The following is a 22,904-nucleotide window of genomic DNA, read 5'->3' as shown; positions in this document are numbered from 1 at the left end:
TCCTGTACGGGCAAGTTGAGATGTTCTGAGTTGAGGGGGGAGCAAACATGGACGGAACGGTGACGGGGGAGGGTGCATCGCTCGGGGCGTTGCTGCGGACCATCCGGCTGGACCGGGGGATGACGCAGGAGCGGCTGGGTGACGCGACGGGGTTGAGCGTGCGGTCGATCCGCGACCTGGAGCGGGGCGTGTCCTGCCCGCGGGTCTCGACGCTGCGGCTGCTGACCCAGACCTGGAACCTGCCGGAGGCCCAGGTGGCCGAGCTGCACCGGTTGGCACGCAGCTGGCGGGACCGGTCGAGGCGGCGGCAGCGCAGGGGTGCGGCCGACTGAGCGTGACGGCGGGGGCCGTTCCCGACCACTCCGGGTGGTCGGGAACGGCCCGCGTGCGGCACTACTTCTCCAGCGGCCCCCGGCCGCGGACGGTCAGGCGGTCGCCGTCCTCGTCCAGCTCGACCAGGACGGTGTCCCCGTCGTGCACCGCGCCGGACAGGATCGCCCGGGCCAGCTGGTCGCCGATCGCGGACTGCACCAGCCGGCGCAGCGGGCGGGCGCCGTACGCCGGGTCGTAGCCGGTGAGCGCCAGCCAGTCGCGGGCGGCCCCGGAGACGTCCAGGGTGAGCCGCCGCTCGTTCAGCCGCTCGCCGAGGCGGGCGATCTGCAGGTCGACGATCCGGCTCAGCTCGCCGGTGCCCAGCGGGTCGAAGACGACGATGTCGTCCAGCCGGTTGAGGAACTCCGGCTTGAACGCGGACCGGACGGACTCCAGGACCAGCGCCTTCTTCCCGTCCTCCGGGATGTTCGGGTCGACCAGGTACTGGCTGCCCAGGTTGGAGGTGAGGATCAGGATGGCGTTGCGGAAGTCGACCGTGCGGCCCTGGCCGTCGGTGAGCCGCCCGTCGTCCAGCACCTGGAGCAGGACGTCGAAGACCTCCGGGTGCGCCTTCTCCACCTCGTCCAGCAGGACGACGCTGTACGGGCGGCGGCGGACCGCCTCGGTGAGCTGGCCGCCCTCCTCGTAGCCGACGTACCCGGGCGGGGCGCCGACCAGGCGGGACACCGAGTGCTTCTCGCCGTACTCGCTCATGTCGATCCGGACCATCGCCCGCTCGTCGTCGAACAGGAAGTCGGCCAGGGCCTTGGCGAGTTCGGTCTTGCCGACGCCGGTCGGGCCGAGGAAGAGGAAGGAGCCGGTCGGGCGGTCCGGGTCGGCGATGCCGGAGCGGGTGCGGCGCACCGCGTCCGAGACGGCCCGCACGGCCTCCGCCTGGCCGATCAGGCGCTTGCCCAACTCCTCCTCCATGCGCAGGAGTTTGGCGCTCTCGCCCTCCAGCAGACGGCCGGCCGGGATGCCCGTCCAGGAGGCGACCACGTCGGCCACGTCGTCCGGACCGACCTCCTCCTTGACCATCGACTCGGAGGCGTCCTGGCCCGCCGCGCGCTCCTGGGCGTCGGTGAGCTCCGTCTCGGCGGCCGGGATCTCGGCGTACATCAGCTTGGACGCACGCTCGAAGTCGCCGTCGCGCTGGGCGCGTTCGAGGGCGCCGTGCAGGTCGTCGAGCCGTTCCTTGAGCTCGCCGACCCGGTTGAGGCTCTTCTTCTCCTGCTCCCAGCGCGCCGTGAGCACGCTCAACTGCTCGTTCCTGTCGGCGAGGTCGCGCCGCAGCCGGGCCAGCCGGTCGACCGAGGCCGGGTCCGACTCCTTCTCCAGGGCCAGCTCCTCCATCCGCAACCGGTCCACGGCGCGCTGGAGTTCGTCGATCTCGACCGGGGAGGAGTCGATCTCCATCCGCAGCCGGGAGGCCGCCTCGTCGACCAGGTCGATCGCCTTGTCGGGCAGGAAGCGCGAGGTGATGTAGCGGTTGGACAGGGTGGCCGCGGCGACCAGGGCGGCGTCCGAGATCTGCACCTTGTGGTGCGCCTCGTACCGGCCCTTGAGGCCGCGCAGGATGGCGATCGAGTCCTCCACGCTGGGCTCGCCCACCAGTACCTGCTGGAAGCGCCGTTCCAGGGCCGGGTCCTTCTCGATCCGCTCGCGGTACTCGTCGAGCGTGGTCGCGCCGACCATCCGCAGCTCGCCGCGGGCCAGCATCGGCTTGAGCATGTTGCCCGCGTCCATCGCGGAGTCGCCGCCGGCGCCCGCGCCGACCATGGTGTGCAGCTCGTCGATGAAGGTGACGACCCGGCCGTCGGAGGCCTTGATGTCGTTCAGGACGGCCTTCAGCCGTTCCTCGAACTCGCCGCGGAACTTGGCGCCCGCGACCATCGCGCCGAGGTCCAGTGCGACCAGCCGCTTGCCGCGCAGCGACTCCGGTACGTCGCCGGCCACGATGCGCTGGGCCAGGCCCTCGACCACGGCGGTCTTGCCGACGCCGGGCTCGCCGATCAGCACCGGGTTGTTCTTGGTCCGGCGGGAGAGCACCTGGACGACCCGGCGGATCTCCTGGTCCCGGCCGATCACCGGGTCGAGCTTGCCGTCGCGGGCGGCCTGGGTGAGGTCGGTGCCGTACTTCTCCAGCGCCTTGTAGGTGCCCTCCGGGTCCGGTGAGGTGACCCGGCCGCTGCCGCGGACGTCCTTGAACGCGGCGAGCAGCGCCTTGGGCGTGGCGCCCTGCTGCACCAGCAGCTCGGCGACCGGACCGCCCTCGGCGGCCAGGCCGACCATCAGGTGCTCGGTGGAGACGTACTGGTCGTCCAGGTCGTCCGCGCGCTTGCCGGCCTCGGTGAGCACCGCCAGGGTGTCCCGGGCGAGCTGGGGCGCGGCGACCGTCGAGCCCATCGCGCTGGGCAGCCCGGCCGACTGGCGGCGGGCCTCGGCGTCGATCCGGGCGGTGTTCGCCCCGACCGCCTCCAGCAGGGGCCGGGCGATGCCCTCGGGCTGCTCCAGCAGGGCGATCAGGATGTGCACCGGCTTGACGTCCGGGTTGCCGGACGCGCCCGCCTGCCGGATCGCGGCGGACAGGGCGTCCTGCGTCTTGGTGGTGAACTTGCTGGCGTCCACTGCTGGGGGGTCCTCCCTCGTCGTCCTTCGCTGCTGCCATCCGCAGCATGCAATAAGTTGAGTCTACTCCGCTCAACCTTTTCTCGGGCTCAATCCTTCCGGACTCAGGGGCGACTTCCGGCTGAACGCCTGGGGGCGGGCCGCCGGGTCAGCACCAGCAGCTCCCGGGCGGGCCCACCCGGCCGCTGCCCGGCGGGCCACACCGCCCGCAGCGGCCGCCGCAGGTCCAGGTCCTCCGTCAGCGGCACCTCGACCAGCCGCCGGGTCGCCAGCTCCTCCACCACCGCCAGCTCGCTCAGGCAGACCGGCCCGGCCCCGGTCATCGCCGCCGCCTTCAGCGCGGTGGACGAGGCCAGTTCGAGGCGCGGTTGCGCGGCGCCCCCGAACGGCCGCAGCGCCGTCTCCAGCACCTCCCGGGTGCCCGAGCCGGGCTCGCGCAGCACCAGAGGGGTGGCCGCCAGTTCCGGCCCGGTCAGCGGGGTGCGGCGGCGCGCCCACGGGTGGCCGGGCGCCACCACGACCACCAGCCGGTCGGCGGCCACCACCGCGCCGGCCAGCCCGGGCGGGGTGGCCGGGCCCTCGACGAAGCCGAGGTCGGCGTGCCCGGCCAGGACGTGCCCGGCGACCTCCGCCGAGTTGGCGGTCCGCAGCGTCACCGCGGTGCCCGGACTGGCCTCGGAGAGCCCCAGCAGCCAGCCCGGCATCAGGTACTCGGCGACCGTCAGGCTGGCCACCACCCGCAGCTTGGCGTCCCGGCGCTCGCGCAGCGCGTCGATCCCGGCGTCCAGCGCCTGTGCGGCCTCCACCACGTGCCGGGCCCACTCCACCACCAGCCGGCCCGCCTCGGTCGGCCGGCTGCCCCGGGGCGAGCGGTCCAGCAGCGGGACGCCGATCTGCCGCTCCATGCCCTTGATCCGGGCGCTGGCGGTCGGCTGGCTGACGCCCAGCTCGGCCGCCGCCCGTCCGACGCTGCCCAGCCGGGCCACGGCGAGCAGCAGTTCCAGGGCGCCGAGTTCGGGGACACGCGGAGAGAGGGCCATAGATCCAGGCTATGTCCCCATAGGATCCTCGGCGCTACCGGCGGCCGCCCTTCGGGTCGATGGTGGGAAGCATGTCCACCTTGGCCGAATCCCGCCCCCTCACCCGCCCCGCCGCCCGCCGCTCCCGGTACGACCTCTCCCAGCTCGGCCCCAACTGGTACGCCGCCGTGATGGGCACCGCGATCATCGGCAACGGCGCCGCCGCCCTGCCCGTCCGGCTGCCCGGGCTGATCGGCTTCGGCGAGGTGATGTGGGCGCTCGGCCTGGCCGCCCTGCTGGTGCTGGGCACGGCCCGGCTGGTCCACCTCACCCGTCACCGCGGGGCCGCCCGCGCCCACCTGCTGGAGCAGCCGGCCGTCGCCGTCTTCTACGGCTGCCCGCCGATGGCGCTGCTCGCGGTCGGCCTCGGGACCCTCCTGCTCGGCTCCCGGGTCATCGGCACCGGCCCGGCGGTCGCCGTGGACGCCGTGCTGTGGGGCGTCGGCACCCTGTACGCGCTGGCCGTCGCCGGCGGCATCCCGTACCTGATGATCACCCGGCACCGGCTCTCCGCCCTGGAGGCCAACCCCACCTGGCTGCTGCCGGTGGTCGCCCCGCTGGTCGCCTCCGCCTGCGGCCCGGCGCTGGTCCCGCACCTGCCGGCCGGGACGGCCCGGCAGGCCATGCTGTACGCCTGCTGCGCACTGTTCGGGATCGGGCTGTCGGCCACCCTGGTGCTGCTGCCGGTGGTCTTCACCGGGCTGTTCCACAGCAAGCTGCCCGCCCTGGTGCTCACCCCCTCGCTGTTCCTGGTGCTCGGCCCGCTCGGCCAGTCCGTCACCGCCGTCCACCAGCTGGCCGACGCCGCCCGCCCGGTGCTGCCCGCGCTGGCACCCGCCATGCTCGACCTCGCCGAGCTGTACGGCGTCGCGGTGATGGGCGTCGCCGTGCTGTGGCTGGCCGTCGCGCTCGCCGCCAACCTGCGCGCCCGCCGGGCCGGGATGCCCTTCGCGATGACCTGGTGGGCGTACACCTTCCCGATCGGCACCTGCGTCACCGGCGCCTCCGCGCTCTCCCGGCACACCGGCTTCGGGGGCTTCACCGCGCTGGCCGCCGGGCTGTTCCTGCTACTGGCGGTCGCCTGGGCGCTCGCGGCGGGCGGTACCGCGGCGGGCCTGGCGCGCGGGCGGCTGCTGGCGCGCTGACCCGGGGGCGGGCGGGGGCCGCCGCGGGCGTCCCGGGGGCGCGTCCGGGAGGCGGATTGTCACCGCGCGTAGACGTGCAGCTCAGGACCATGCCGCCGTTGCAGGAACGCGCACCCGTGAAATGACCGTGCACAGCCAACCGGCGGTACCGCCGGGCGGCGCGACCACCCCCCGCTGGCCTCGGCCTTTACCGGAATCCGCGCCGCCGCACGAGACCCCGGCCCCGCCCATCGGTGCAGGTAACTGCAATTGCGCGAACATGCACTCGGGCTGCACTTGTTCACCGGCCGTCACACTGTGAGGGTGGAGACACGCCAAGTCGCCCGGGCAACCGCAGCCCGAAGGTGGCGACTTGCTCTTCGGAACTGACCGTCGGCGCACCATTCCCGCGCCGGTGGAACGGGGGGGAAGAGCGCCGGCCGGGAGCCATGTGTGGTGATGGCCCCCGGGACCGGAGCCGTCGAGGCGTTGCTGCTCCGCCTCGACGGAAGCGCCGTGGCATTGGCGTGCAGACGGCGGCCCCCGGACGTCCCGGTGTGCGACGGCACCCGGGCCCGGGGGCCCGCCGTCCCAGCGGTCCCGCGACCGCCGAACCGCATGATCACGCCGTACCGGCCACCCGGTACCGTGAGCCCGCCCGGCAACCGGCACCCACGGCTCGTGCGGCGGGGGAGCGCGGCCCGCACAGAACGCGGGCAGCACCAGGGGAGAGGCGTCCGGCAGGGAGAGTGCGACGTGACGGCGGAACGGGCGGTCGCACCGCACCAGGCAGGACCCGTGGGCGAGGAACCCGACGAGGCCGCCCGACAGCTGTACCTGGCGATCATCGCCGCAGGCGGCCGCATCCCCTGCGCCGGCGTCACCGACACCGACCGGGCCGCCCTCCAGCAGCTCATCGACATCGGCCTGCTGATGGTCAACCCGATGGACCGCTGCTACACCGCCGTCAGCCCGCGCTCCGTCAGCGACCGCCTCGGCTCCGAACTCCGCAGCGAAGCCACCCGGCTGCTGGTCCGCGCCGAGAACCTCCCCGGCGCCCTCGACGGCCTCACCCGCGCCTACGACGCCATGCCCCGGCCCTCCGGTCGGGCCGGCGGCGCCGTCCACGTCGAAGGACACGTCCACATCCGCCAGCGGATCTCCCAACTGGTCTCCGACTGCCGCTCCGAGGTCCTCACCGCCCAACCCGGCCACCGCCCCGCCGACACCCTGCAGGTCGCCCTCCTCCAGGACGTCCAGCTCCTCCAGCGCGGCTGCTCGCTGCGCACCATCTACCAGCCGGTCGCCCTCGCCGAACCGCCCGCCCTCGCCTACGCCGAGGAAGTCACCCGGCACGGCTCCCTCATCCGCGTCCTCGACGAACCCTTCCAGCGGCTCATCGTCTTCGACCGCACCGTCGCCGTGATCTCCGCCAGCGACGACAACAGCACCGCCGCCTTCATCAGCGACCCGGCCACCATCACCTTCCTGATCGGCACCTTCGAACGCGACTGGGCCCGCGCCGACACCGCCGAAGCCGCCGCTGCCCTCGGCCAGGGCCCCACCCGCACCATCCCCGACCGCGTCGGCCGGCTGCTCGCCCGCGGCCTCACCCAGCGTGCCGTCGCCACCCGCCTCGGCCTCAGCGAACGCACCGTCGCCGCCCACATCTCCCGGCTGCGCGACCGCCACGGCGCCCAGACCCTCTTCCAGCTCGGCTGGCTCATGAGAGGAGCACGCGATGACCGATGAACCCGGCCAGGCCGAACGCGCCCTCTACCTCGCCGTCGTCCGCGGCGGCGGCCGACTGTGCCCCGAACACCTCGCCCCCGCCGACCGCCCCGCCTTCGCCGCCCTCGTCGCCCGCGGCCTCCTCACCACCACACCCACCGGCTGGACCGCCGCCAGCCCGCGCGCCCTCGGCGACCGCCTCGGCTCCGAACTGCGCACCCGCGCCACCCGCCTGCTCCAGCACGCCGAACGGCTCCCCGACGCCCTCGCCCCGCTCGCCCTCGCCTACGACGCCGTGCGCCGCCCGCACGGACCGGACGGCGACGCCGTCCACCTCGACGGCAACGCCGACATCCGCCAGCACATCTCCGAACTCGTCTCGGAGTGCCAGGAGGAAGTCCTCGCCGCCCAACCCGGCCCCCGCCCGGTCGACGGCCTCCGGATGGCCCTCGCCCAGGACCTCTCCCTGCTCCGCCGCGGATGCAGCCTGCGCACCCTCTACCAGCCCGCCGCCCTCGTCGACCACACCGTCCAGCGCCAGGTCGCCCTCCGCACCCGGCAGGGCGCCCGGGTCCGACTGCTCGCCGAACCGTACGAACGGCTGCTCGTCTTCGACCGCAAGGCCGCCGTCATCCCCGCCGCCGAGGACCGCAGCCGCGCCACCGTCCTCACCGACCCCGCCGTCGTGGCCCACCTCGTCGCCCACTTCGAACGCGACTGGGCCCGCGCCACCCCCGCCGACCACCACCTCGACCCCCCGCACCCCACCACCGTCCGGGTCGGCCGGCTGCTCGCCCGCGGCCTCACCCAGCGTGCCGTCGCCACCCGCCTCGGCCTCAGCGAACGCACCGTCGCCGCCCACATCTCCCGGCTGCGCGACCGCCACGGCGCCCGCACCCTCTTCCACCTCGGCTGGCGCCTGCGCGGAGAACGCCGTGACTGACACCACCTCCACGCTGCTCTCCGCCGCCCTCCCGGACCCCGCCGCCCGCGCCCTCTACCTCGCCGTCCTCCGCGAGGGCGGCCGCGTCCGCGCCGCCGAGGTCGGCCCGGACGACGGCCCCGCGCTCCGACGGCTGGTGGAACTCGGGCTTCTGGTACCGCAGTTGCAGGACGCCGCCTACAGCGCCGTCGACCCCAGGGGTGCCACCGAGCGGATCGGCACCGCGATCCGACTGCAGAGCGCCCGCCTGCTCACCGAGGCCGAGCGGCTTCCCGACCTGCTGGGCGAACTCACCCGCGCCTACGACGCGACCCCGAAGCGGCGGCGCGCGGCGACCGGCGCGCGTTACCTCACTGCGAAGGAGGACATCCGGCACGAACTGGAGCAGCTGGCACAGGAGTTCCCCACCGAGACCATGACCGCCCAGCCCGGCGGTCCCCGCCCTGCCGAGCTGCTGCCCGACTCCCTCGACCGTGCTCGCCGTGTCCACGAACGCGGTGGAACCGTGCGGACCCTGTACGAGTCCTCGGCCAAACTCGACCCGGCAACCGTCCGGTTCGCCGCCGAGGTCACCCGACTCGGCTGCACCACCCGGCTCGTCGACGTGCCCTTCCAACGCTTCCTGGTCTTCGACCGCACCGTCGCCGTCATCCCCGCCGCCGCCGACTACACCAGTGCCGCCGTGGTCGACGACCCGGCGATGGTGGCCTTCGTCGTCGACACCTTCGAACAGCTCTGGCAGCAGGCCGAAGGCGTCAACTGGTCCGCTCTCGCCGACGGTTCCGCCGCGTCGACGGCCCACGAGCAGGTGGCCCGCCTGCTCGCCCGCGGCCGCACCCAGCGCGCCGTCGCCACCCGCCTCGGCCTGAGCGAGCGCACGGTGGCCGGTCACATCGCCCGGCTGCGTGAGCAGTACGACGCGGAGACGCTGTTCCAACTGGGCTGGCAGATGAGGGGTGAGCGCGATGTCTGAGCCCGACCTGCCCGACGCCGCCGCCCGGGAGCTGTACCGTGCGGTGCTCGGAGAGGGCGGCCGCATCCGGATCGCCGACATCGCGGCGGAGGACGAGGGGTCGGTCCGAGCACTGCTGGACCTGGGCCTGCTCAAGCCCTACGTCTCCGACGGCTCGTTCAGCGCGGTCGACCCGCGTTCGGTGACAGCCCGGATAGGCACCGACCTGCGCTCGGCCGGTACCCGCCTGTTCATGCGGGCCGAGGAACTGCCGGACCTGTTCGGCGACCTCACCGCCGCCTACGACTCGGCGCCCCGACGCCCCGGCGGCTCCGGGAGCACCCGGATCATCGAGGGCATGGAGAACATCCGGCACCAGATCGCCCAGCTGACCGAGGAACTCCGCCACGAGGCGCTCGCCGCCCACCCGGGCGGGGCCCGCCCGGCGGACGCCGCCGACGACACCGTGGACCACGTCCGCCGCTTCCTGGCGATGGGCGGCTCGATCCGCAGTCTGTACGAGTCCGGGGCCCGGCTCGACGCCCCGACAGTCCGACTGGCTGCCCGGCTCACTGAGCTCGGCTGCCACCTCCGGGTGACGCCGTTCTCGTTCTCCCGCGTGATGATCTTCGACCGCGCCGTCGCCGTGGTGCCCACCGCATCGGACCACGCCAGCGCGGCGGTCATCGAGGACCCGGCCGTGGTCGACTTCCTGGTTCGCGACTTCGAACTGCACTGGAAGGAGGCCGAGGGCGTCAACTGGGCTTCCCTGGCGTCTGGTTCGATCGAGCCGACCGTTCACGAGCAGGTGGGCCGTCTGCTGGCCCGGGGCCTCACGCAGCGGGCGATCGCCAGTCGGATGGGGCTGAGCGAGCGGACGGTGGCCGGTCACATCGCCCGGCTGCGTGAGCAGTACGACGCGGAGACGCTGTTCCAACTGGGCTGGCAGATGCGGGGAGCCCGGACGGGGGAGTCCGGTGGGTGAGCTCTGCTCAGCCGGTGGCGGCGCCGGTCGGCCAGTAGCCGGGGACCGGGGGCTGCTGCCGGGGGACGGTGAACTGCTCGCCGGGGGCGGTCCAGAAGCCCTCGCGCAGGGAGAGGGCCATGCCGGCCCAGTCCAGCGCGGTCTCCACCGTGTGGTTGAGGGCCTCCTGCGACCAGGTGTCGTCGAAGACGAGCGGCAGGACGGGGGCGACCTGCTCGATGGTGGCGATCAGCGGGTTGTGGGTGATGGCCTCGTCGACCAGGAGGACGATCGGCTTCCGCAGCGCAGACGCCCAGCCCAGCTCCAGACTCACGCCGGCCGAGAGCGGCGCTCCCACGTAGGCGAACACGAGGTCCGCGGACTGCAGGGCGCGGAAGTCGGACGGAACACGGGGCTCCGGCGCGCGGCCGGAGATGGTCCAGGCGTCACTGTGGTGCGCGCTGTACACGGCGGCACCGCTGCGGAGCAGGGTGGTGCGGAGCGTCGTCAGCCGCGTCCGGCTGGCGAGCGTCACCACACTGTCGGCCGGGCCGGTCAGCCGCATCAGCGGCGCGGCCAGGAACACACGTGCACGCCGGCCCTCGGGGGCCTGGCTGTCGTGGTGACGCAGGTAGGGCTCGGTCATGTCGACTCCGGGGAAAGGCCGACCGGGAGAGTGAGCGTCGGCGATGCGTTGGATGTGGGCTGCTCTGTGGGGTGGTGCTGCTGGTGAAGCACTTAGTATTTGACGGTACATTGGCAAGGTGTGGTGTCTTGCCGGACCATTGGGAGCGAACTGATCGTCCATCGCAGGGCAGCGCCGCGTCCAGGGTTGGCCAGTGTCATCTGGATGCCTGGCAGGGAGATGACGCACAGCCCGTAACCCGGGGGTGACAACCTCCCCCTCGCGCGTTACTGGGTGAGCCGTTATCCTGTTCGACGCTTCTAGTGGAGATTCTCGACAGAGAGAGTGGGGGCGTGACCGACATGCGCCGGTTTGTCTGCAAGGTCGTACTTTCGTTGGCCGTTGCCGCGGCTGTGCTCGGCGCCGGCTCTCTCGCGGATGCTGTCGACTCGCACGGCGCGATCGACACCCGGGCCGCCGTGACCGTTGCGGACGATATCTCTTGGCAGTGAACTCGGCCGTGTGAACGTCCGTCCCCTGTCGGGGTTTTGAATATCCCGTCGACCTGTCGCGCGAATGGGCACGTCGATCAGTCGGTGGATTCGTGCGCCTTTCGGCCGAGGACGTAGCCGAGCTGGAACAGCGAGTCGACTTTATAGTCGTCTCGCATTTCGGCTATGTGTCTTGCAAGCGTTCGCTCGCTGATCCCCAGGCGCCTTGCGATGACCCGGTGATTGGTGCCTTCGAGCATCTGGTCGATGATGGTCTGACGCAGGCGTGACACCACTTGCTGCGGCACCGTGCGGGCGCCCTCGAATTCCAGGGCCCGGCTCCAGCACCGCTCGAACACCTCTTCGGCGAGGTAGTTGACGACTGCCGGGTCATATATGAACGCCGCGAGGCTCATGTCGTCGGCGATCGGGATCACGGCGACGCGTCGATTCATCACTATGAGCCGCGTATAGGGCTCGTCAAGGGTTCGGTACTGGCCGCCGGCCCGGGCGAGCGTGGCCACGTAGTCCCTGGTCGGCTGATGGTATCGAGTGCTGGCATGGTAGATGGTCCGCATCTGCGTGCCGCTGCGGAGCGTTTCCAGGTCCTGTTCGATCATCCCGGCGAGAAGGTCCGGTTGCCGGGGACCGCCCGGCTGGAGCGCCAGGGCCTCCTCCAGACCGGAGTCCCTGAACTGTTCCAGCCGCTGACGAATAAGCGCCTTCCCCTGCACGTACTCGATCGACCCTCCGCGGTGCTTCGGGGTATGGAATTCCCGTGCGAGTTCCTGCAGTTCGGAGGGGAGGGATACCGCGCGCGACAGGAGTTCCAATGCCTGGCGCTGCCATGAATGACTGAGGCTGGTCGAGAGCTGCGTGGGGTCGGCGGCTATGAAAATGGTCGGATCATCGCTGTCGGGTACGAGAAGGCCAATCCGCACCAGCTCGTCGCGCGCGGAACCATTTCGATCGACATTGGATCCCAACGGCAGCCTGCCGTCTCCCCGGATGACGGTCAGATACAGCTCTCGTGCTTCTGCCGAGACGACGGTCAAGCCAGCGGCAAGGGGCTGCTCTCGTTCACTCATCCGCGACTCCCTGCCGTTGCCGTGATACCTGCGTCCTGTCAGCACTGACGCTGAATCGAGTTCAGCATGCCAGATCCTGTGCGTCCTCCGGAGAGGGAATGTGACCGCACTCTCTCACCAAGACCGAGCCGCCGGCACCCCCCGAACAGGAGGGGGCCGGCGGCGGTGTCCGTGGGCCGGGTCAGCGCTTGGGGCGCCAGACGACGAGGGCGCTGGAGTGCGGGGTGGGCGGCTGGTAGGGGACGAGGTCGCGGCGGTAGGAGGCGTGGACGGCGGCCTCGCGCTGCTGGAGGGCGGTGGCGGCGCCCTCCAGGGAGTCGACCAGTTCGGCGATGCGGGACTGGAGGGCGGTGACCTGGTTCTCCAGCTCGATGATCCGCTTGATGCCCGCCAGGTTGATGCCTTCGTCCTGGGAGAGCCGCTGGACCTCGCGCAGTTGCTGGATGTCGCGGGCGGAGTAGCGGCGGCCGCGGCCGGCGGTGCGGTCGGGGCAGACCAGGCCGAGGCGGTCGTACTGGCGGAGGGTCTGCGGGTGCAGGCCGGACAGTTCGGCGGCCACGGAGATGACGTAGACCGGGGTGTCCTCGGTGAGGACGTACGCCGGCGGGGCCGAGGGGGCCCGGCGGGTGCGGCGGGTGCCGTCGCCGGGCAGGCCTTCGCCGATGCCGGGGCCGATCGGGCCGTCGTGGTTGATCGGATTCATCGGGGACATCTGGTCGTCACGCTCCCTTCGCCGCCCGGAAGAGGGCTGCTCGCGGATCGTCGGAGGCGGTGGCCTCGCGGTACTGCTCCAGGGCGTTCAGCGCGTCGCCGCTGACGTGCTGGGGCACCACGACCTCGACGGTGACGAGGAGGTCGCCGCGGGTGCCGTCCTTGCGGGTGGCGCCCTTGCCGCGGGCGCGCATGGTGAGGCCGTTGGCGCTGCCCGGGGGGAGTTTGAGCTTCACGCCGGGGCCGCCGAGGGTGGGTACCTCGATGGTGGCGCCGAGGGTGGCCTCGGGGAAGGTGACGGGGACGGTGACGGTGAGGTTGTCGCCCTTGCGGCCGAAGACCGGGTGCGGGTCGACGTGCACGGTGACGTAGAGGTCGCCGGGCTGTCCGCCGCGTTCGCCCTGGGCGCCCTTGCCCTTGAGCCGGATGCGCTGGTCGGCCTGGACGCCGGCCGGGATGCGGACCTGCATGGTGCGGGCGGAGCTGGCCCGGCCGCTGCCGTGGCAGTCGGTGCACGGGTCGTCGACGATCATGCCCCGGCCGCGGCAGTCCTTGCACGGCTCGGAGAGCGCGAAGGCGCCCTGGCCGCGGCTGACGGTGCCCGCGCCGACGCAGGTGGGACAGACCCGGGGGGTGGTGCCGGACTTGGCGCCGGTGCCGTTGCAGGTGCGGCAGGGCGCCTGGCTGGTCATCCGCAGCGGGACGGTCGCGCCGTCGACGGCTTCCTCGAAGGAGAGCGTCACCTCGGTCTCGACGTCGGCGCCGCGCCGGGGCTGGGCCTGTCGGGGGCCGCCGCGGTTGAAGAGGCCGCCGAAGACGTCGCCGAGTCCGCCGCTGCTGCCGCCGCCGCCCTGGTTGCCGCTGAAGAGGTCGCCGAAGTCGAAGCTGTAGTTGCCGGCGCCGCCGGGGCCGCCGCCGGCCCGGAAACCGCCGTTGGCGAAGAGGCTGCGGGCCTCGTCGTACTCCTTGCGGCGCTTCTCGTCGGAGAGGACGTCGTACGCCTCGGAGATGTCCTTGAACCGCTCCTCGGCCTTGGCGTCACCCTTGTTGGCGTCGGGGTGGAACTCGCGCGCGAGCTTGCGGTAGGTCTTCTTGATCTCGGTGGCGGTGGCGTCCTTGGGCACGCCCAGGACTTTGTAGTAGTCCTTCTCCACGTAGTCCTTACCGCTCACGGCTTGAGCCACCTCCCGATGTCCATCGTCACTGGGCTGTCAACAGCGCGCGGGGACGCGGCTGTCGACAGAGCGCTGCGGAGCCGGCCGCCGTACTGGCCGGCGTACGACTCCGCAGCGCACTGGTTTTCGGCTGTCACAGGGTGTCAGCTGTCCGAGCCACCGTCGGACTTGTCCGCGTCGCCCGACTTCGCGTCGGTGTCGGCGGCCGGTTGGGTGCCCGGCTGGGGCTCCGCGACGGCGACCATCGCCGGGCGGATGATCCGCTCGCCGATGCGGTAGCCGGGCTGGAGGACCTGCACGCAGGTGTCCTCGGTGACGTCCGAGGAGTAGCTGTGCATCAGCGCCTCGTGCATGGTCGGGTCGAAGGGCTCGCCCTCCTTGCCGAACTGCTGCAGGCCCAGCTTGGCGACGACCGTCTCCAGGGACTCGGCGACGGACTTGAAGCCGCCGGTGACCTCGCCGTGCTCGCGGGCGCGGCCGATGTCGTCCAGGACGGGGATCAGGGACTCCAGGATGTTGGAGACCGCGATCTCGCGGACCGTCAGCCGGTCGCGCTCGACCCGCTTGCGGTAGTTCTGGTACTCGGCCTGCAGGCGCTGCAGGTCCGCGGTGCGCTCGGCCAGCTCGCGCTTGGCGGTGGCGAGCTCCTCCGGGGAACCCTCGGCGGCACCGGCCGACGCGGCTTCCTCGGCGGCCTTGATCACGGCCTCTTCGGCGGCGGAGTCGTCGCCGGGCTTTCCGCCCTGCGGCTTGTCCGTCATGCCGACGCACCGCCCTTGGGCTTCTCGTCGTCCACGATCTCGGCGTCGACGACGTCGTCGTCGGCCTTGGCCTGGGCGGAGTCGGCGGCCCCGGCGGCACCGGCGGTGGCGTCGGCGTTGGCGTACAGCGCCTGGCCGAGCTTCTGCGCGGTGGTGGAGACCTTCTCCGAGGCTTCGCGGATCTTCGCGATGTCCTCGCCCTTCAGGGCCTCCTTGAGCTCGCCGATGGCGGTCTCGACCTCGGTCTTGACGTCGCCGGGGAGCTTGTCGGCGTTGTCGGCGATGAACTTCTCGGTCGAGTAGACGAGCTGCTCGGCGGAGTTGCGGGTCTCGACGGCCTCGCGGCGCTTGTGGTCGTCCTCCGCGTACTGCTCGGCCTCGCGGCGCATGCGGTCGACCTCGTCCTTCGGCAGCGAGGAGCCGCCGGTGACGGTCATCTTCTGCTCCTTGCCGGTGCCGAGGTCCTTCGCGGCCACGTGCATGATGCCGTTGGCGTCGATGTCGAAGGTGACCTCGATCTGCGGCAGGCCGCGCGGCGCCGGCGGCAGGCCGGTCAGCTCGAACATGCCGAGCTTCTTGTTGTACGCGGCGATCTCGCGCTCGCCCTGGTAGACCTGGATCTGCACGGACGGCTGGTTGTCCTCGGCCGTGGTGAAGATCTCGGAGCGCTTGGTCGGGATCGTGGTGTTGCGCTCGATCAGCTTGGTCATGATGCCGCCCTTGGTCTCGATGCCGAGGGACAGCGGGGTGACGTCGAGCAGCAGGACGTCCTTGACCTCGCCCTTGAGGACACCGGCCTGGAGCGAGGCGCCGATGGCGACGACCTCGTCCGGGTTGACGCCCTTGTTGGCGTCCTTGCCGCCGGTCAGCTCGCGGACGAGCTCGGCGACGGCCGGCATGCGGGTGGAGCCGCCGACGAGGACGACGTGGTCGATCTCGGAGAGCGAGATGCCGGCGTCCTTGATCACGTTGTGGAACGGGATCTTGCAGCGCTCCAGCAGGTCCGAGGTCAGCTGCTGGAACTGGGCCCGGGTGAGCTTCTCGTCCAGGTGCAGCGGGCCCTCGGCGGAGGCCGTGATGTAGGGCAGGTTGATCGAGGTCTCGGAGGACGAGGACAGCTCGATCTTGGCCTTCTCGGCGGCCTCGCGCAGACGCTGCAGGGCCATCTTGTCCTTGGACAGGTCGACGCCGTGGCCGCTCTGGAAGACCTTGACCAGGTGGTCGACGACCTTCTGGTCCCAGTCGTCACCACCGAGGTGGTTGTCACCGTTGGTGGCCTTCACCTCGACGACCCCGTCGCCGATCTCCAGCAGGGAGACGTCGAAGGTGCCGCCGCCGAGGTCGAAGACCAGGATGGTCTGGTCGTCCTTGTCGAGGCCGTACGCGAGGGCGGCCGCGGTCGGCTCGTTGACGATGCGCAGGACGTTGAGGCCCGCGATCTCACCGGCCTCCTTGGTGGCCTGGCGCTCGGAGTCCGAGAAGTACGCCGGGACGGTGATGACGGCGTCGGTGACCGTCTCGCCCAGGTAGGCCTCGGCGTCCCGCTTCAGCTTCTGCAGGATGAAGGCGCTGATCTGCTGCGGGTTGAAGTCCTTGCCGTCCAGGTTGATCTTCCACCCGGTGCCCATGTGGCGCTTGACCGAGCGGATGGTCCGGTCGACGTTGGTGACCGCCTGACGCTTGGCCACCTCGCCGACCAGGACCTCGCCGTTCTTGGCGAAGGCGACGACGGACGGCGTGGTCCTGGCGCCCTCGGCGTTCGTGATGACGGTGGGCTCGCCACCCTCCAGAACGCTGACGACCGAGTTCGTCGTACCGAGGTCGATGCCGACCGCGCGTGCCATCGTAGATACCTCCACGGAAGAGTTGAGCTTTACGGGCTCAAGGATGCATGACCCGGTGGGCAGCGTCAACAGGCATGAGTGCGAGTCGCTCAACTTTGCTGAGCCGGACCGTGCCGCGGTGGCCCGGCGGAGCGGCTCCGGGGGCGGGTGGATCCGGTGGGGTACGGACGGTCCGTCCGGGCGGGGGGCCGCGGTCCCGTCGTGGCGGGGGTGCGGACACGTGACTGCCGCCATAGCTTGGGAACCTTCTGGAGAGCTGTTGGCGACCTGTAATGTCCGGGCCGTCGGCCCGGCAAGTTACCGACCAGTACACTCAAGTCGACAACCCTAGAACCGCAGAGACTGCTCAACCGCAAAGCCGCAGGAGACGGAGAGCCGATGCAGCTAGCAGCGATCGTCATCTCGCTGGTCACATTCGTGATCGGCACCGCGCTCGCCGCCCGTGCGGCGCTGTACATCTACAAGGTGGTGCGCACCGGGGCGGCGGACTCCACCCGCTTCGGACAGCCCGCCCAGCGCGTCAAGACCGTGGCCGTCGAGTTCGTCGGCCACACCAGGATGAACCGCTGGGGGATCGTGGGCATCGCCCACTGGTTCGTCGCCGTCGGCTTCTTCAGCCTGGTGCTGACCATCGTCAACGCCTTCGGCCAGCTGTTCGACGCCGACTTCGCGCTGCCGATCATCGGTCACTGGATGATCTGGCAGCTCTTCGTCGAGCTGGTCGGCACCCTGACCACGCTGGGCATCCTGACCCTGATCGTGATCCGGCTGATGAGCCTGCCGTCGCGGTCCGGCCGCAAGTCCCGGTTCGCCGGCTCGATCGCCTGGCAGGCCTTCTACGTCGAGTACACCATCCTCGGCATCGGCCTCTGCATCCTGATGCTGCGCGCGCTGGAGGGCGCCCTCGACGGCGTCGACTCGTACGGACCGGAGCACCTGGTCTCGTACCCGCTGGTCTCCGCGCTCAGCGGGCTGTCGCACGGCACGCTGGAGAACCTGATCTACCTGTTCGCGATGCTGAAGATCTGCATCTCGTTCGCGTGGGCCACCACCATCGGCATCAACCCCTCGATGGGCGTCGCCTGGCACCGCTTCCTCGGCTTCTTCAACATCTACTTCAAGCGCGAGGAGGACGGCGGCACCGCCCTCGGCGAGCTCCGTCCGATGACCAGCAACGGCCAGCCGATCGACTTCGAGGACCCGGCCGACGACGCCGTCTTCGGCGTCTCCCAGGTCGAGCACTTCTCCTGGAAGGGCATCCTCGACTTCTCCACCTGCACCGAGTGCGGCCGCTGCCAGTCGCAGTGCCCGGCCTGGAACACCGGCAAGCCGCTCTCGCCCAAGCTGCTGATCATGAGCCTGCGCGAGCACGCCTTCGGCAAGGCGCCGTACCTGCTGGCCGGCGGCGGCAAGGACGCGGAGGGGAACGAGCAGGCCACCCCCGAGCAGCTCAAGGACGTCCCGGCGGCCGCCCTGGCCGAGGCCGAGCGCCCGCTGATCGGCACCGCCGAGGAGAACGGCGTCATCGACCCGGACGTCCTGTGGTCCTGCACCACCTGCGGCGCCTGCGTCGAGCAGTGCCCGGTGGACATCGAGCACATCGACCACATCGTCGACATGCGCCGCTACCAGGTGATGATCGAGAGCAACTTCCCGACCGAGGCCGGGACGATGCTCAAGAACCTGGAGAACAAGGGCAACCCGTGGGGCATGGCCACCAAGGCCCGCCTCGACTGGGTCAAGGAGCTCAAGAAGGACACCGGCATCGAGGTGCCGGTGATCGGCGAGGACATCGACCCCGCCGAGGTCGAGTACCTCTACTGGGTCGGCTGCGCCGGCGCCCTGGAGGACCGCGCCAAGAAGACCACCAAGGCCTTCGCCGAGCTGCTGCACACCGCGGGCGTGAAGTTCGCCATCCTCGGCAAGGAGGAGACCTGCAGCGGTGACTCCCCGCGCCGCCTGGGCAACGAGTTCCTGTTCCAGATGCTCGGCGCGCAGAACGTGGAGACGCTGAACGCCGCGCTGGAGGACGCCCCGACCAAGCGGATCGTGGCCACCTGCCCGCACTGCTTCAACACCATCGCCAACGAGTACCCGCAGCTCGGCGGTCACTTCGAGGTGATCCACCACACCCAGCTGCTGCAGCACCTGATCGACGAGGGCAAGCTCGTCCCGGTCAACCCGGTCGAGGGCCTGATCACCTACCACGACCCCTGCTACCTGGGCCGCCACAACAAGGTCTACAGCCCGCCGCGCGAGATCATGGACAAGGTCCCCGGTCTGCGCCAGCAGGAGATGCACCGCCACAAGGAGCGCGGCTTCTGCTGCGGCGCCGGCGGCGCCCGGATGTGGATGGAGGAGCGCATCGGCAAGCGGATCAACACCGAGCGCGTGGACGAGGCGCTGTCGCTCAACCCCGACATCGTCTCCACCGCCTGCCCGTTCTGCCTGGTGATGCTCTCCGACTCGGTCAACGGCAAGAAGAACGAGGGCGCGGCCAAGGAGCACCTGAAGGTCGTCGACGTCGCCCAGCTGCTGCTCGACTCGGTGAAGGCCACCCCGCCGGCCGAGGCCGAGGAGCACCCGGAGACCGTGGACGCGTAGCCGTCCGCGGCCCCGAAGCCCGCTGTTCGACAGTTCTGCTACAACTGCCCGGCCCGGTGGACGCCGCCAACGCGCCCGCCGGGCCGGGCTTTCGGGGTACTGCGGTGGCCCTCGGCGGTACGGCGGGCGGACGGGGAGTGACGTCCGTCGCACGGGCGCCGGACGGGCATTCGGTTGGAAGGAAATACAGTAGGCGCCGGACCGGCTCCGTGCCGGTCCACCCGTTCCGGGCGCAAGGCCGGACGGGCGCCGACCCGCGCCGGCCGGACGGACGGGTCCAGAACACCGACGGAGGCGCCGGCCCGCCGGGCCGGACCGCAGAGACCACAAGGGGAACAGCGCAGACCATGACCGAGGCGATCATGCTGGTCGGTGGTAAGGGCACGCGACTGCGTCCGCTGACCACCCACACCCCCAAGCCCATGCTGCCCGTGGCAGGCGTCCCCTTCATCGCGCACCAGCTGGCCCGGGCGGCCGCCGCCGGCGTCACCCGCGTCGTGCTGGCCACCTCGTACCTGGCCGAGGTGTTCGAGGACCACTTCCAGGACGGCACCCCGTACGGCATCGAGCTGGTCTACCTGACCGAGCGCGAGCCGCTGGGCACCGGCGGGGCCATCCGCAACGCCGCCTCCGGCCTGACCTGCGGCCCCGACGAGCCGGTCCTGGTCTTCAACGGCGACATCCTCTCCGGCGTCGACATCGCCGCCCTGCGCGACGGCCACGTGGCCGCCGGGGCCGACGTCACCCTGCACCTCACCCGGGTCGAGGACCCGCGCGCCTTCGGTCTCGTCCCGACCGACGAGAACGGGCGGGTACTGGAGTTCCTGGAGAAGCCGGAGACGCCCGAGCAGATCGTCACCGACCAGATCAACGCCGGCTGCTACGTCTTCACCCGCTCCGTGATCGACCGGATCCCGGCCGGCCGCGAGGTGTCCGTCGAGCGCGAGACCTTCCCCGAGCTGCTGGCCACCGGCGCGCTGCTGCGCGGCGTGGTCGACACCTCGTACTGGCTGGACCTCGGCACCCCCGCCGCCTTCGTCCGGGGCTCGGCCGACCTGGTGCTCGGCAAGGTCGACTCCCCGGCCGTCCCCGGTCCGACCGGCGACGCCCTGCTGCTGCCCGGCGCCACCGTCCACCCGGGCGCGGTGCTCAGCGGCGGCACCGTGATCTCCGCGGACGCGGTGGTCGAGGCCGGTGCGATCGTCGAGGGCAGCGTGATCCTGCCGGGCGCGGTGATCGGCCCGGACACCCTGGTCAAGGACTCGATCGTGGGCGCCTACGCCACCGTCGGCGACCGCTCGGCGCTGGACGGCGCGGTGATCGGCGACGGCGCGATCGTGGAGTCGGACAACGAGCTCCCGACCGGCATCCGGATCGCCTGCGGCACCCTGCTGCCGGTCGGTGCCGTCCGGACCTCGGCCGGCCCGGGCGGCTGCCCGGCCGGTACCAGCGCGGCGGCGGCGGTGCACGGCCCGTCGGTCACCGCGCAGCGGTAGTCCGGCCCTCCCGGGCCGCTCCGGCTCCTCCGGTCCTCGGGTCGCGCGCGATCCGGCCGTCCGGTTTCCCGGGGCCCCGGGGCGGCTTTCGGCCCTGTTCGTCTCAGCCTCGCTGCAAACCGGCCCCGGCTCCGTCAGAGGCCGACGGGGCCCGGGCCGGACGGGTACCTTCAGAGCGTGGCTGGTAATCGATACGACAGCGGTCAGGGCTCCGACCGCCCGCACGGCGGGTGGTCGGCCCCTCCGCCGCCGCCGGGGGCGCCCGGGGGGCACGGGCGGACGGACGGGCCGGAGTTCTTCACGGCCCCGCACCCGGGAGCCGCGGGGGGCCCGGCGGGAACGGCCGACGACGGGTACGACCCGTACGCGGCCGACCGGCCGGGGAACACCCGCGCGTTCCCGACGCGCGACCCGTACCCGGGCGGCGGCCCGTACGGGCAGGAACCCCCGCACCAGGGCCACTACGACCAGCGGCAGTACGACCAGGGGCAGTACCCGGACCAGGGCCGGTACGGGCAGTACCCGCCGGACGGCTACGCCCACGACGGTCACGGGCAGCAGCAGCCGTACGGGCAGCAGGCGCACGAGCAGCAGGGGTCGTACGGCCAGGACAACGTCGCCGTCTACCGGGCCGGCGGCCAGTCGGCCCCGCACGTCGCCGGCCCCCGGCCGCACTGGCGCGAGCTGTTCGTCGGCCTCTTCCGCAGCCCGACCGCGATGTTCGACCGCACCCGTGACCACCAGGTCTGGCTGCCCGCCCTCACCGTCTCGCTGCTGTACGGCTCGCTCGCGGTGCTCGGCATCGGGCTGACCCACGACGACATCGTCAACTCCACCTTCACCGTCGCACTGACCGGCATCCTCGCCGCCGCCGTCTGCTTCACCGTCGTCGGCGCGGTCTTCGGCGGGGTCACCTACGCGCTGGCCCGCCAGCTGGGCGGCGACGGGCCGTGGAAGTCGACCGTCGGCCTGGCCGCGCTCATCGGCTGGCTCACCGACGCCCCCCGGCTGCTGCTCGACCTGGTGCTGCCCTCCGGCAGCCCCGTCGTCCAGGTCGTCGGCTGGGCGACCTGGGCGCTCTGCGCGTACCTGCTGACCTGCATGGTCCGGCGGCTGCACGACCTGCCCTGGGGCAAGGCCGCCGCCGCCTCGGCGCTGCAGCTGATCGCCCTGCTGGTGCTGATCAAGCTGCCGACACTGGGCTGACGGGCGAAGGGCAGAATGGTGGACGGGCCGCGGCCGAGCGCCGGGGCCCGTCCACCCTCGTCGTCCCACGTCCACCGGAGCCAGGCATGACCCTCCCCACCACCCACGTCAGCTTCCCGGCCGGGGCGGTGACCGGCGAGTCCCCGGTGCTCGCGGTGCACCCGCTGGCCGACGGCCGGTACGCCGTCGTGACCGCGGCGACCCCGTTCCACCCGCTCGACCACACCTGGCCCGACCAGCCCGCCGACCACGGCACCCTCACCGTCGACGGCACCGGGTTCGCCGTCGTCGACTGCCTGACCGGCGCCGTGGGCCCGGAGGACGACGCGCTGCTGGTCGGCGCCGACATCCCGGTCCGGCGCGGTGACGAGGCATGGTCCTGGCTGGTCCTGCACGTCCTCGACGCCGACCCCGGCGACCTCACCGGCCGCACCGCCGCGCTCGCCGTCGACGCCGGCCGCCGGGGAGCGCTCAGCGCCTCCCACAGCGGCTGCCACCTGCTCGCCCTCGCCCTCAACGCGGCGCTCGCCCCGCGCTGGCGCAAGGACCCGGGCCGCTCGGACGCCTTCGGCAACCCCGACTTCGACAGCCTCGCCATGGCGAGCTCGGTGATGGACACCGAGGCCAGCACCGACACCTACCGGCTCGGCAAGTCGCTCAAGAAGAAGGGCTTCACGGCGGACGCCACCGAGGAGTTCCCCGCCCTGGCCGACGCCCTGCCCGCGCTCACCGAGGACGTCAACGCCCGGCTCGCCGCCTGGGTCGCCGCCGACGCCCCGGTCCGCATCGAGGTGCCCGGTCCCGAACTCACCGCCCGCCGCCAGTGGCACTGCGAGCTCCCCGAGGGCGGCGCGCAGATCTTCTGCGGCGGCACCCACCTGCACCACCTCGGCGAGCTGGCCGAACTGCGCACCGAACTGCGGCTGTCCGAGGACGGCACCGAACTGGTCGCCGTCACCAGCCCCAAGCGGGCCTGAGGTCCGCCGGAAGCACCGGGAGCGGGCCTGAGGTCCGCCGGAAGCACCGGGAGCGGGCCTGAGGTCCGCCGGAAGCACCGCGGGCGGCTCCGCGCGTCTGCGGTCCTGCGGATCAGTCCTTGCTGCGGTGGAA

The 22,904-nt window shown here is 71.9% G+C and carries 18 protein-coding genes and 1 pseudogene; 11 read left to right on the top strand and 8 right to left on the bottom strand.

The features are described from left to right. Positions 1-47: 47 nt before the first annotated feature. Entirely contained in the window at positions 48-332 is a 285-nt protein-coding gene (locus ACFV04_RS30080) for a helix-turn-helix transcriptional regulator (protein ID WP_360260152.1), read from the top strand. Positions 333-393: 61 nt separating this feature from the next. On the opposite strand, the gene clpB is transcribed toward ACFV04_RS30080, so the two are convergent. Continuing rightward, the gene (gene clpB, locus ACFV04_RS30075) at positions 394-3,000 is read right to left on the bottom strand and encodes an ATP-dependent chaperone ClpB (RefSeq protein WP_380336985.1); all 2,607 of its coding nucleotides are present in this window, start codon (positions 2,998-3,000) and stop codon (positions 394-396) included. Between the two features lie 104 nt (positions 3,001-3,104). Next, positions 3,105-4,040, bottom strand: coding sequence for a LysR family transcriptional regulator (locus tag ACFV04_RS30070; protein ID WP_380336983.1), 936 nt, complete (start codon positions 4,038-4,040; stop codon positions 3,105-3,107). A gap of 71 nt (positions 4,041-4,111) precedes the next feature. Here ACFV04_RS30070 and ACFV04_RS30065 point away from each other — a divergent pair, with 71 nt between their 5' ends. The 5 genes from ACFV04_RS30065 (at position 4,112) to ACFV04_RS30045 (ending at position 9,814) form a co-directional block, all read left to right on the top strand. Then, positions 4,112-5,224 carry a TDT family transporter gene (locus ACFV04_RS30065; protein WP_380336980.1) on the top strand — a complete coding sequence of 371 codons (1,113 nt, stop codon included), beginning with the start codon at positions 4,112-4,114 and terminating at the stop codon, positions 5,222-5,224. Between the two features lie 777 nt (positions 5,225-6,001). After that, the gene (locus ACFV04_RS30060; RefSeq protein WP_360260160.1) at positions 6,002-6,955 is read left to right on the top strand and encodes a LuxR C-terminal-related transcriptional regulator; all 954 of its coding nucleotides are present in this window, start codon (positions 6,002-6,004) and stop codon (positions 6,953-6,955) included. Beyond that, positions 6,945-7,877: a LuxR C-terminal-related transcriptional regulator gene (locus ACFV04_RS30055; RefSeq protein WP_380533784.1), complete on the top strand. Its 933-nt coding sequence runs from the start codon at positions 6,945-6,947 to the stop codon at positions 7,875-7,877. Before ACFV04_RS30060 ends, ACFV04_RS30055 begins: the two co-directional genes overlap by 11 nt. Then, positions 7,870-8,850: a LuxR family transcriptional regulator gene (locus ACFV04_RS30050; protein ID WP_380533782.1), complete on the top strand. Its 981-nt coding sequence runs from the start codon at positions 7,870-7,872 to the stop codon at positions 8,848-8,850. The genes ACFV04_RS30055 and ACFV04_RS30050 overlap by 8 nt, the downstream gene beginning before the upstream one ends. Continuing rightward, positions 8,843-9,814 carry a LuxR C-terminal-related transcriptional regulator gene (locus ACFV04_RS30045; RefSeq protein WP_380336974.1) on the top strand — a complete coding sequence of 324 codons (972 nt, stop codon included), beginning with the start codon at positions 8,843-8,845 and terminating at the stop codon, positions 9,812-9,814. Before ACFV04_RS30050 ends, ACFV04_RS30045 begins: the two co-directional genes overlap by 8 nt. A gap of 7 nt (positions 9,815-9,821) precedes the next feature. Here the strand turns inward: ACFV04_RS30045 and ACFV04_RS30040 are convergent, their stop codons facing one another. Next, the gene (locus ACFV04_RS30040) at positions 9,822-10,439 is read right to left on the bottom strand and encodes a hypothetical protein (RefSeq protein WP_360260169.1); all 618 of its coding nucleotides are present in this window, start codon (positions 10,437-10,439) and stop codon (positions 9,822-9,824) included. Between the two features lie 332 nt (positions 10,440-10,771). Between ACFV04_RS30040 and ACFV04_RS30035 the strand changes: the two genes are divergently transcribed. Continuing rightward, the gene (locus ACFV04_RS30035; RefSeq protein WP_380336972.1) at positions 10,772-10,930 is read left to right on the top strand and encodes a hypothetical protein; all 159 of its coding nucleotides are present in this window, start codon (positions 10,772-10,774) and stop codon (positions 10,928-10,930) included. A gap of 77 nt (positions 10,931-11,007) precedes the next feature. Here the strand turns inward: ACFV04_RS30035 and ACFV04_RS30030 are convergent, their stop codons facing one another. From ACFV04_RS30030 to dnaK, 5 genes are all read right to left on the bottom strand, one after another. Then, the gene (locus tag ACFV04_RS30030; RefSeq protein WP_380336970.1) at positions 11,008-11,997 is read right to left on the bottom strand and encodes a hypothetical protein; all 990 of its coding nucleotides are present in this window, start codon (positions 11,995-11,997) and stop codon (positions 11,008-11,010) included. A 181-nt stretch (positions 11,998-12,178) separates the two neighbouring features. Then, positions 12,179-12,700, bottom strand: coding sequence for a heat shock protein transcriptional repressor HspR (locus tag ACFV04_RS30025; protein ID WP_380337208.1), 522 nt, complete (start codon positions 12,698-12,700; stop codon positions 12,179-12,181). Between the two features lie 16 nt (positions 12,701-12,716). Beyond that, on the bottom strand, positions 12,717-13,880 hold the full coding sequence (gene dnaJ / locus ACFV04_RS30020) for a molecular chaperone DnaJ (RefSeq protein WP_380533779.1): 1,164 nt from the start codon (positions 13,878-13,880) through the stop codon (positions 12,717-12,719). A 146-nt stretch (positions 13,881-14,026) separates the two neighbouring features. Next, a complete protein-coding gene (grpE, locus tag ACFV04_RS30015; protein WP_380336964.1) occupies positions 14,027-14,644 on the bottom strand; it encodes a nucleotide exchange factor GrpE in 618 nt (205 codons plus the stop codon). Continuing rightward, positions 14,641-16,488 carry a molecular chaperone DnaK gene (gene dnaK / locus ACFV04_RS30010; RefSeq protein ID WP_380533777.1) on the bottom strand — a complete coding sequence of 616 codons (1,848 nt, stop codon included), beginning with the start codon at positions 16,486-16,488 and terminating at the stop codon, positions 14,641-14,643. Before dnaK ends, grpE begins: the two co-directional genes overlap by 4 nt. Before the next feature lie 378 nt (positions 16,489-16,866). On the opposite strand from dnaK, the gene ACFV04_RS30005 reads away from it, so the two are divergent. The 4 genes and pseudogenes from ACFV04_RS30005 (at position 16,867) to ACFV04_RS29990 (ending at position 22,771) form a co-directional block, all read left to right on the top strand. Next, positions 16,867-19,092 (top strand): (Fe-S)-binding protein, encoded by a 2,226-nt coding sequence (locus ACFV04_RS30005; protein WP_360253886.1) that lies wholly within the window; start codon positions 16,867-16,869, stop codon positions 19,090-19,092. A gap of 347 nt (positions 19,093-19,439) precedes the next feature. Continuing rightward, a pseudogene (locus ACFV04_RS30000) lies at positions 19,440-20,513 on the top strand (sugar phosphate nucleotidyltransferase); the annotation flags it as partial. A 252-nt stretch (positions 20,514-20,765) separates the two neighbouring features. After that, entirely contained in the window at positions 20,766-21,794 is a 1,029-nt protein-coding gene (locus tag ACFV04_RS29995) for a Yip1 family protein (RefSeq protein ID WP_380336958.1), read from the top strand. 86 nt (positions 21,795-21,880) lie between these two features. After that, complete coding sequence (locus ACFV04_RS29990) at positions 21,881-22,771, top strand: metal-dependent hydrolase (protein ID WP_380533774.1); 891 nt, start codon at positions 21,881-21,883, stop codon at positions 22,769-22,771. Positions 22,772-22,904: the final 133 nt, after the last annotated feature.

Origin of the sequence: Kitasatospora sp. NPDC059599, from assembly GCF_042735125.1 — a bacterium.
Taxonomy (GTDB): domain Bacteria; phylum Actinomycetota; class Actinomycetes; order Streptomycetales; family Streptomycetaceae; genus Kitasatospora.
This window is presented reverse-complemented; position numbering and strand designations above follow the sequence as displayed.

Coding starts and splice junctions, on each gene's coding strand:
- ACFV04_RS30080 (WP_360260152.1), top strand. CDS start 48: ATGGACGGAACGGTGACGGGGGAGGGTGCATCGCTCGGGGCGTTGCTG.
- ACFV04_RS30070 (WP_380336983.1), bottom strand. CDS start 4,040: ATGGCCCTCTCTCCGCGTGTCCCCGAACTCGGCGCCCTGGAACTGCTG.
- ACFV04_RS30065 (WP_380336980.1), top strand. CDS start 4,112: ATGTCCACCTTGGCCGAATCCCGCCCCCTCACCCGCCCCGCCGCCCGC.
- ACFV04_RS30055 (WP_380533784.1), top strand. CDS start 6,945: ATGACCGATGAACCCGGCCAGGCCGAACGCGCCCTCTACCTCGCCGTC.
- ACFV04_RS30045 (WP_380336974.1), top strand. CDS start 8,843: ATGTCTGAGCCCGACCTGCCCGACGCCGCCGCCCGGGAGCTGTACCGT.
- ACFV04_RS30040 (WP_360260169.1), bottom strand. CDS start 10,439: ATGACCGAGCCCTACCTGCGTCACCACGACAGCCAGGCCCCCGAGGGC.
- ACFV04_RS30030 (WP_380336970.1), bottom strand. CDS start 11,997: ATGAGTGAACGAGAGCAGCCCCTTGCCGCTGGCTTGACCGTCGTCTCG.
- ACFV04_RS30025 (WP_380337208.1), bottom strand. CDS start 12,700: ATGAATCCGATCAACCACGACGGCCCGATCGGCCCCGGCATCGGCGAA.
- grpE (WP_380336964.1), bottom strand. CDS start 14,644: ATGACGGACAAGCCGCAGGGCGGAAAGCCCGGCGACGACTCCGCCGCC.
- dnaK (WP_380533777.1), bottom strand. CDS start 16,488: ATGGCACGCGCGGTCGGCATCGACCTCGGTACGACGAACTCGGTCGTC.
- ACFV04_RS30005 (WP_360253886.1), top strand. CDS start 16,867: ATGCAGCTAGCAGCGATCGTCATCTCGCTGGTCACATTCGTGATCGGC.
- ACFV04_RS29990 (WP_380533774.1), top strand. CDS start 21,881: ATGACCCTCCCCACCACCCACGTCAGCTTCCCGGCCGGGGCGGTGACC.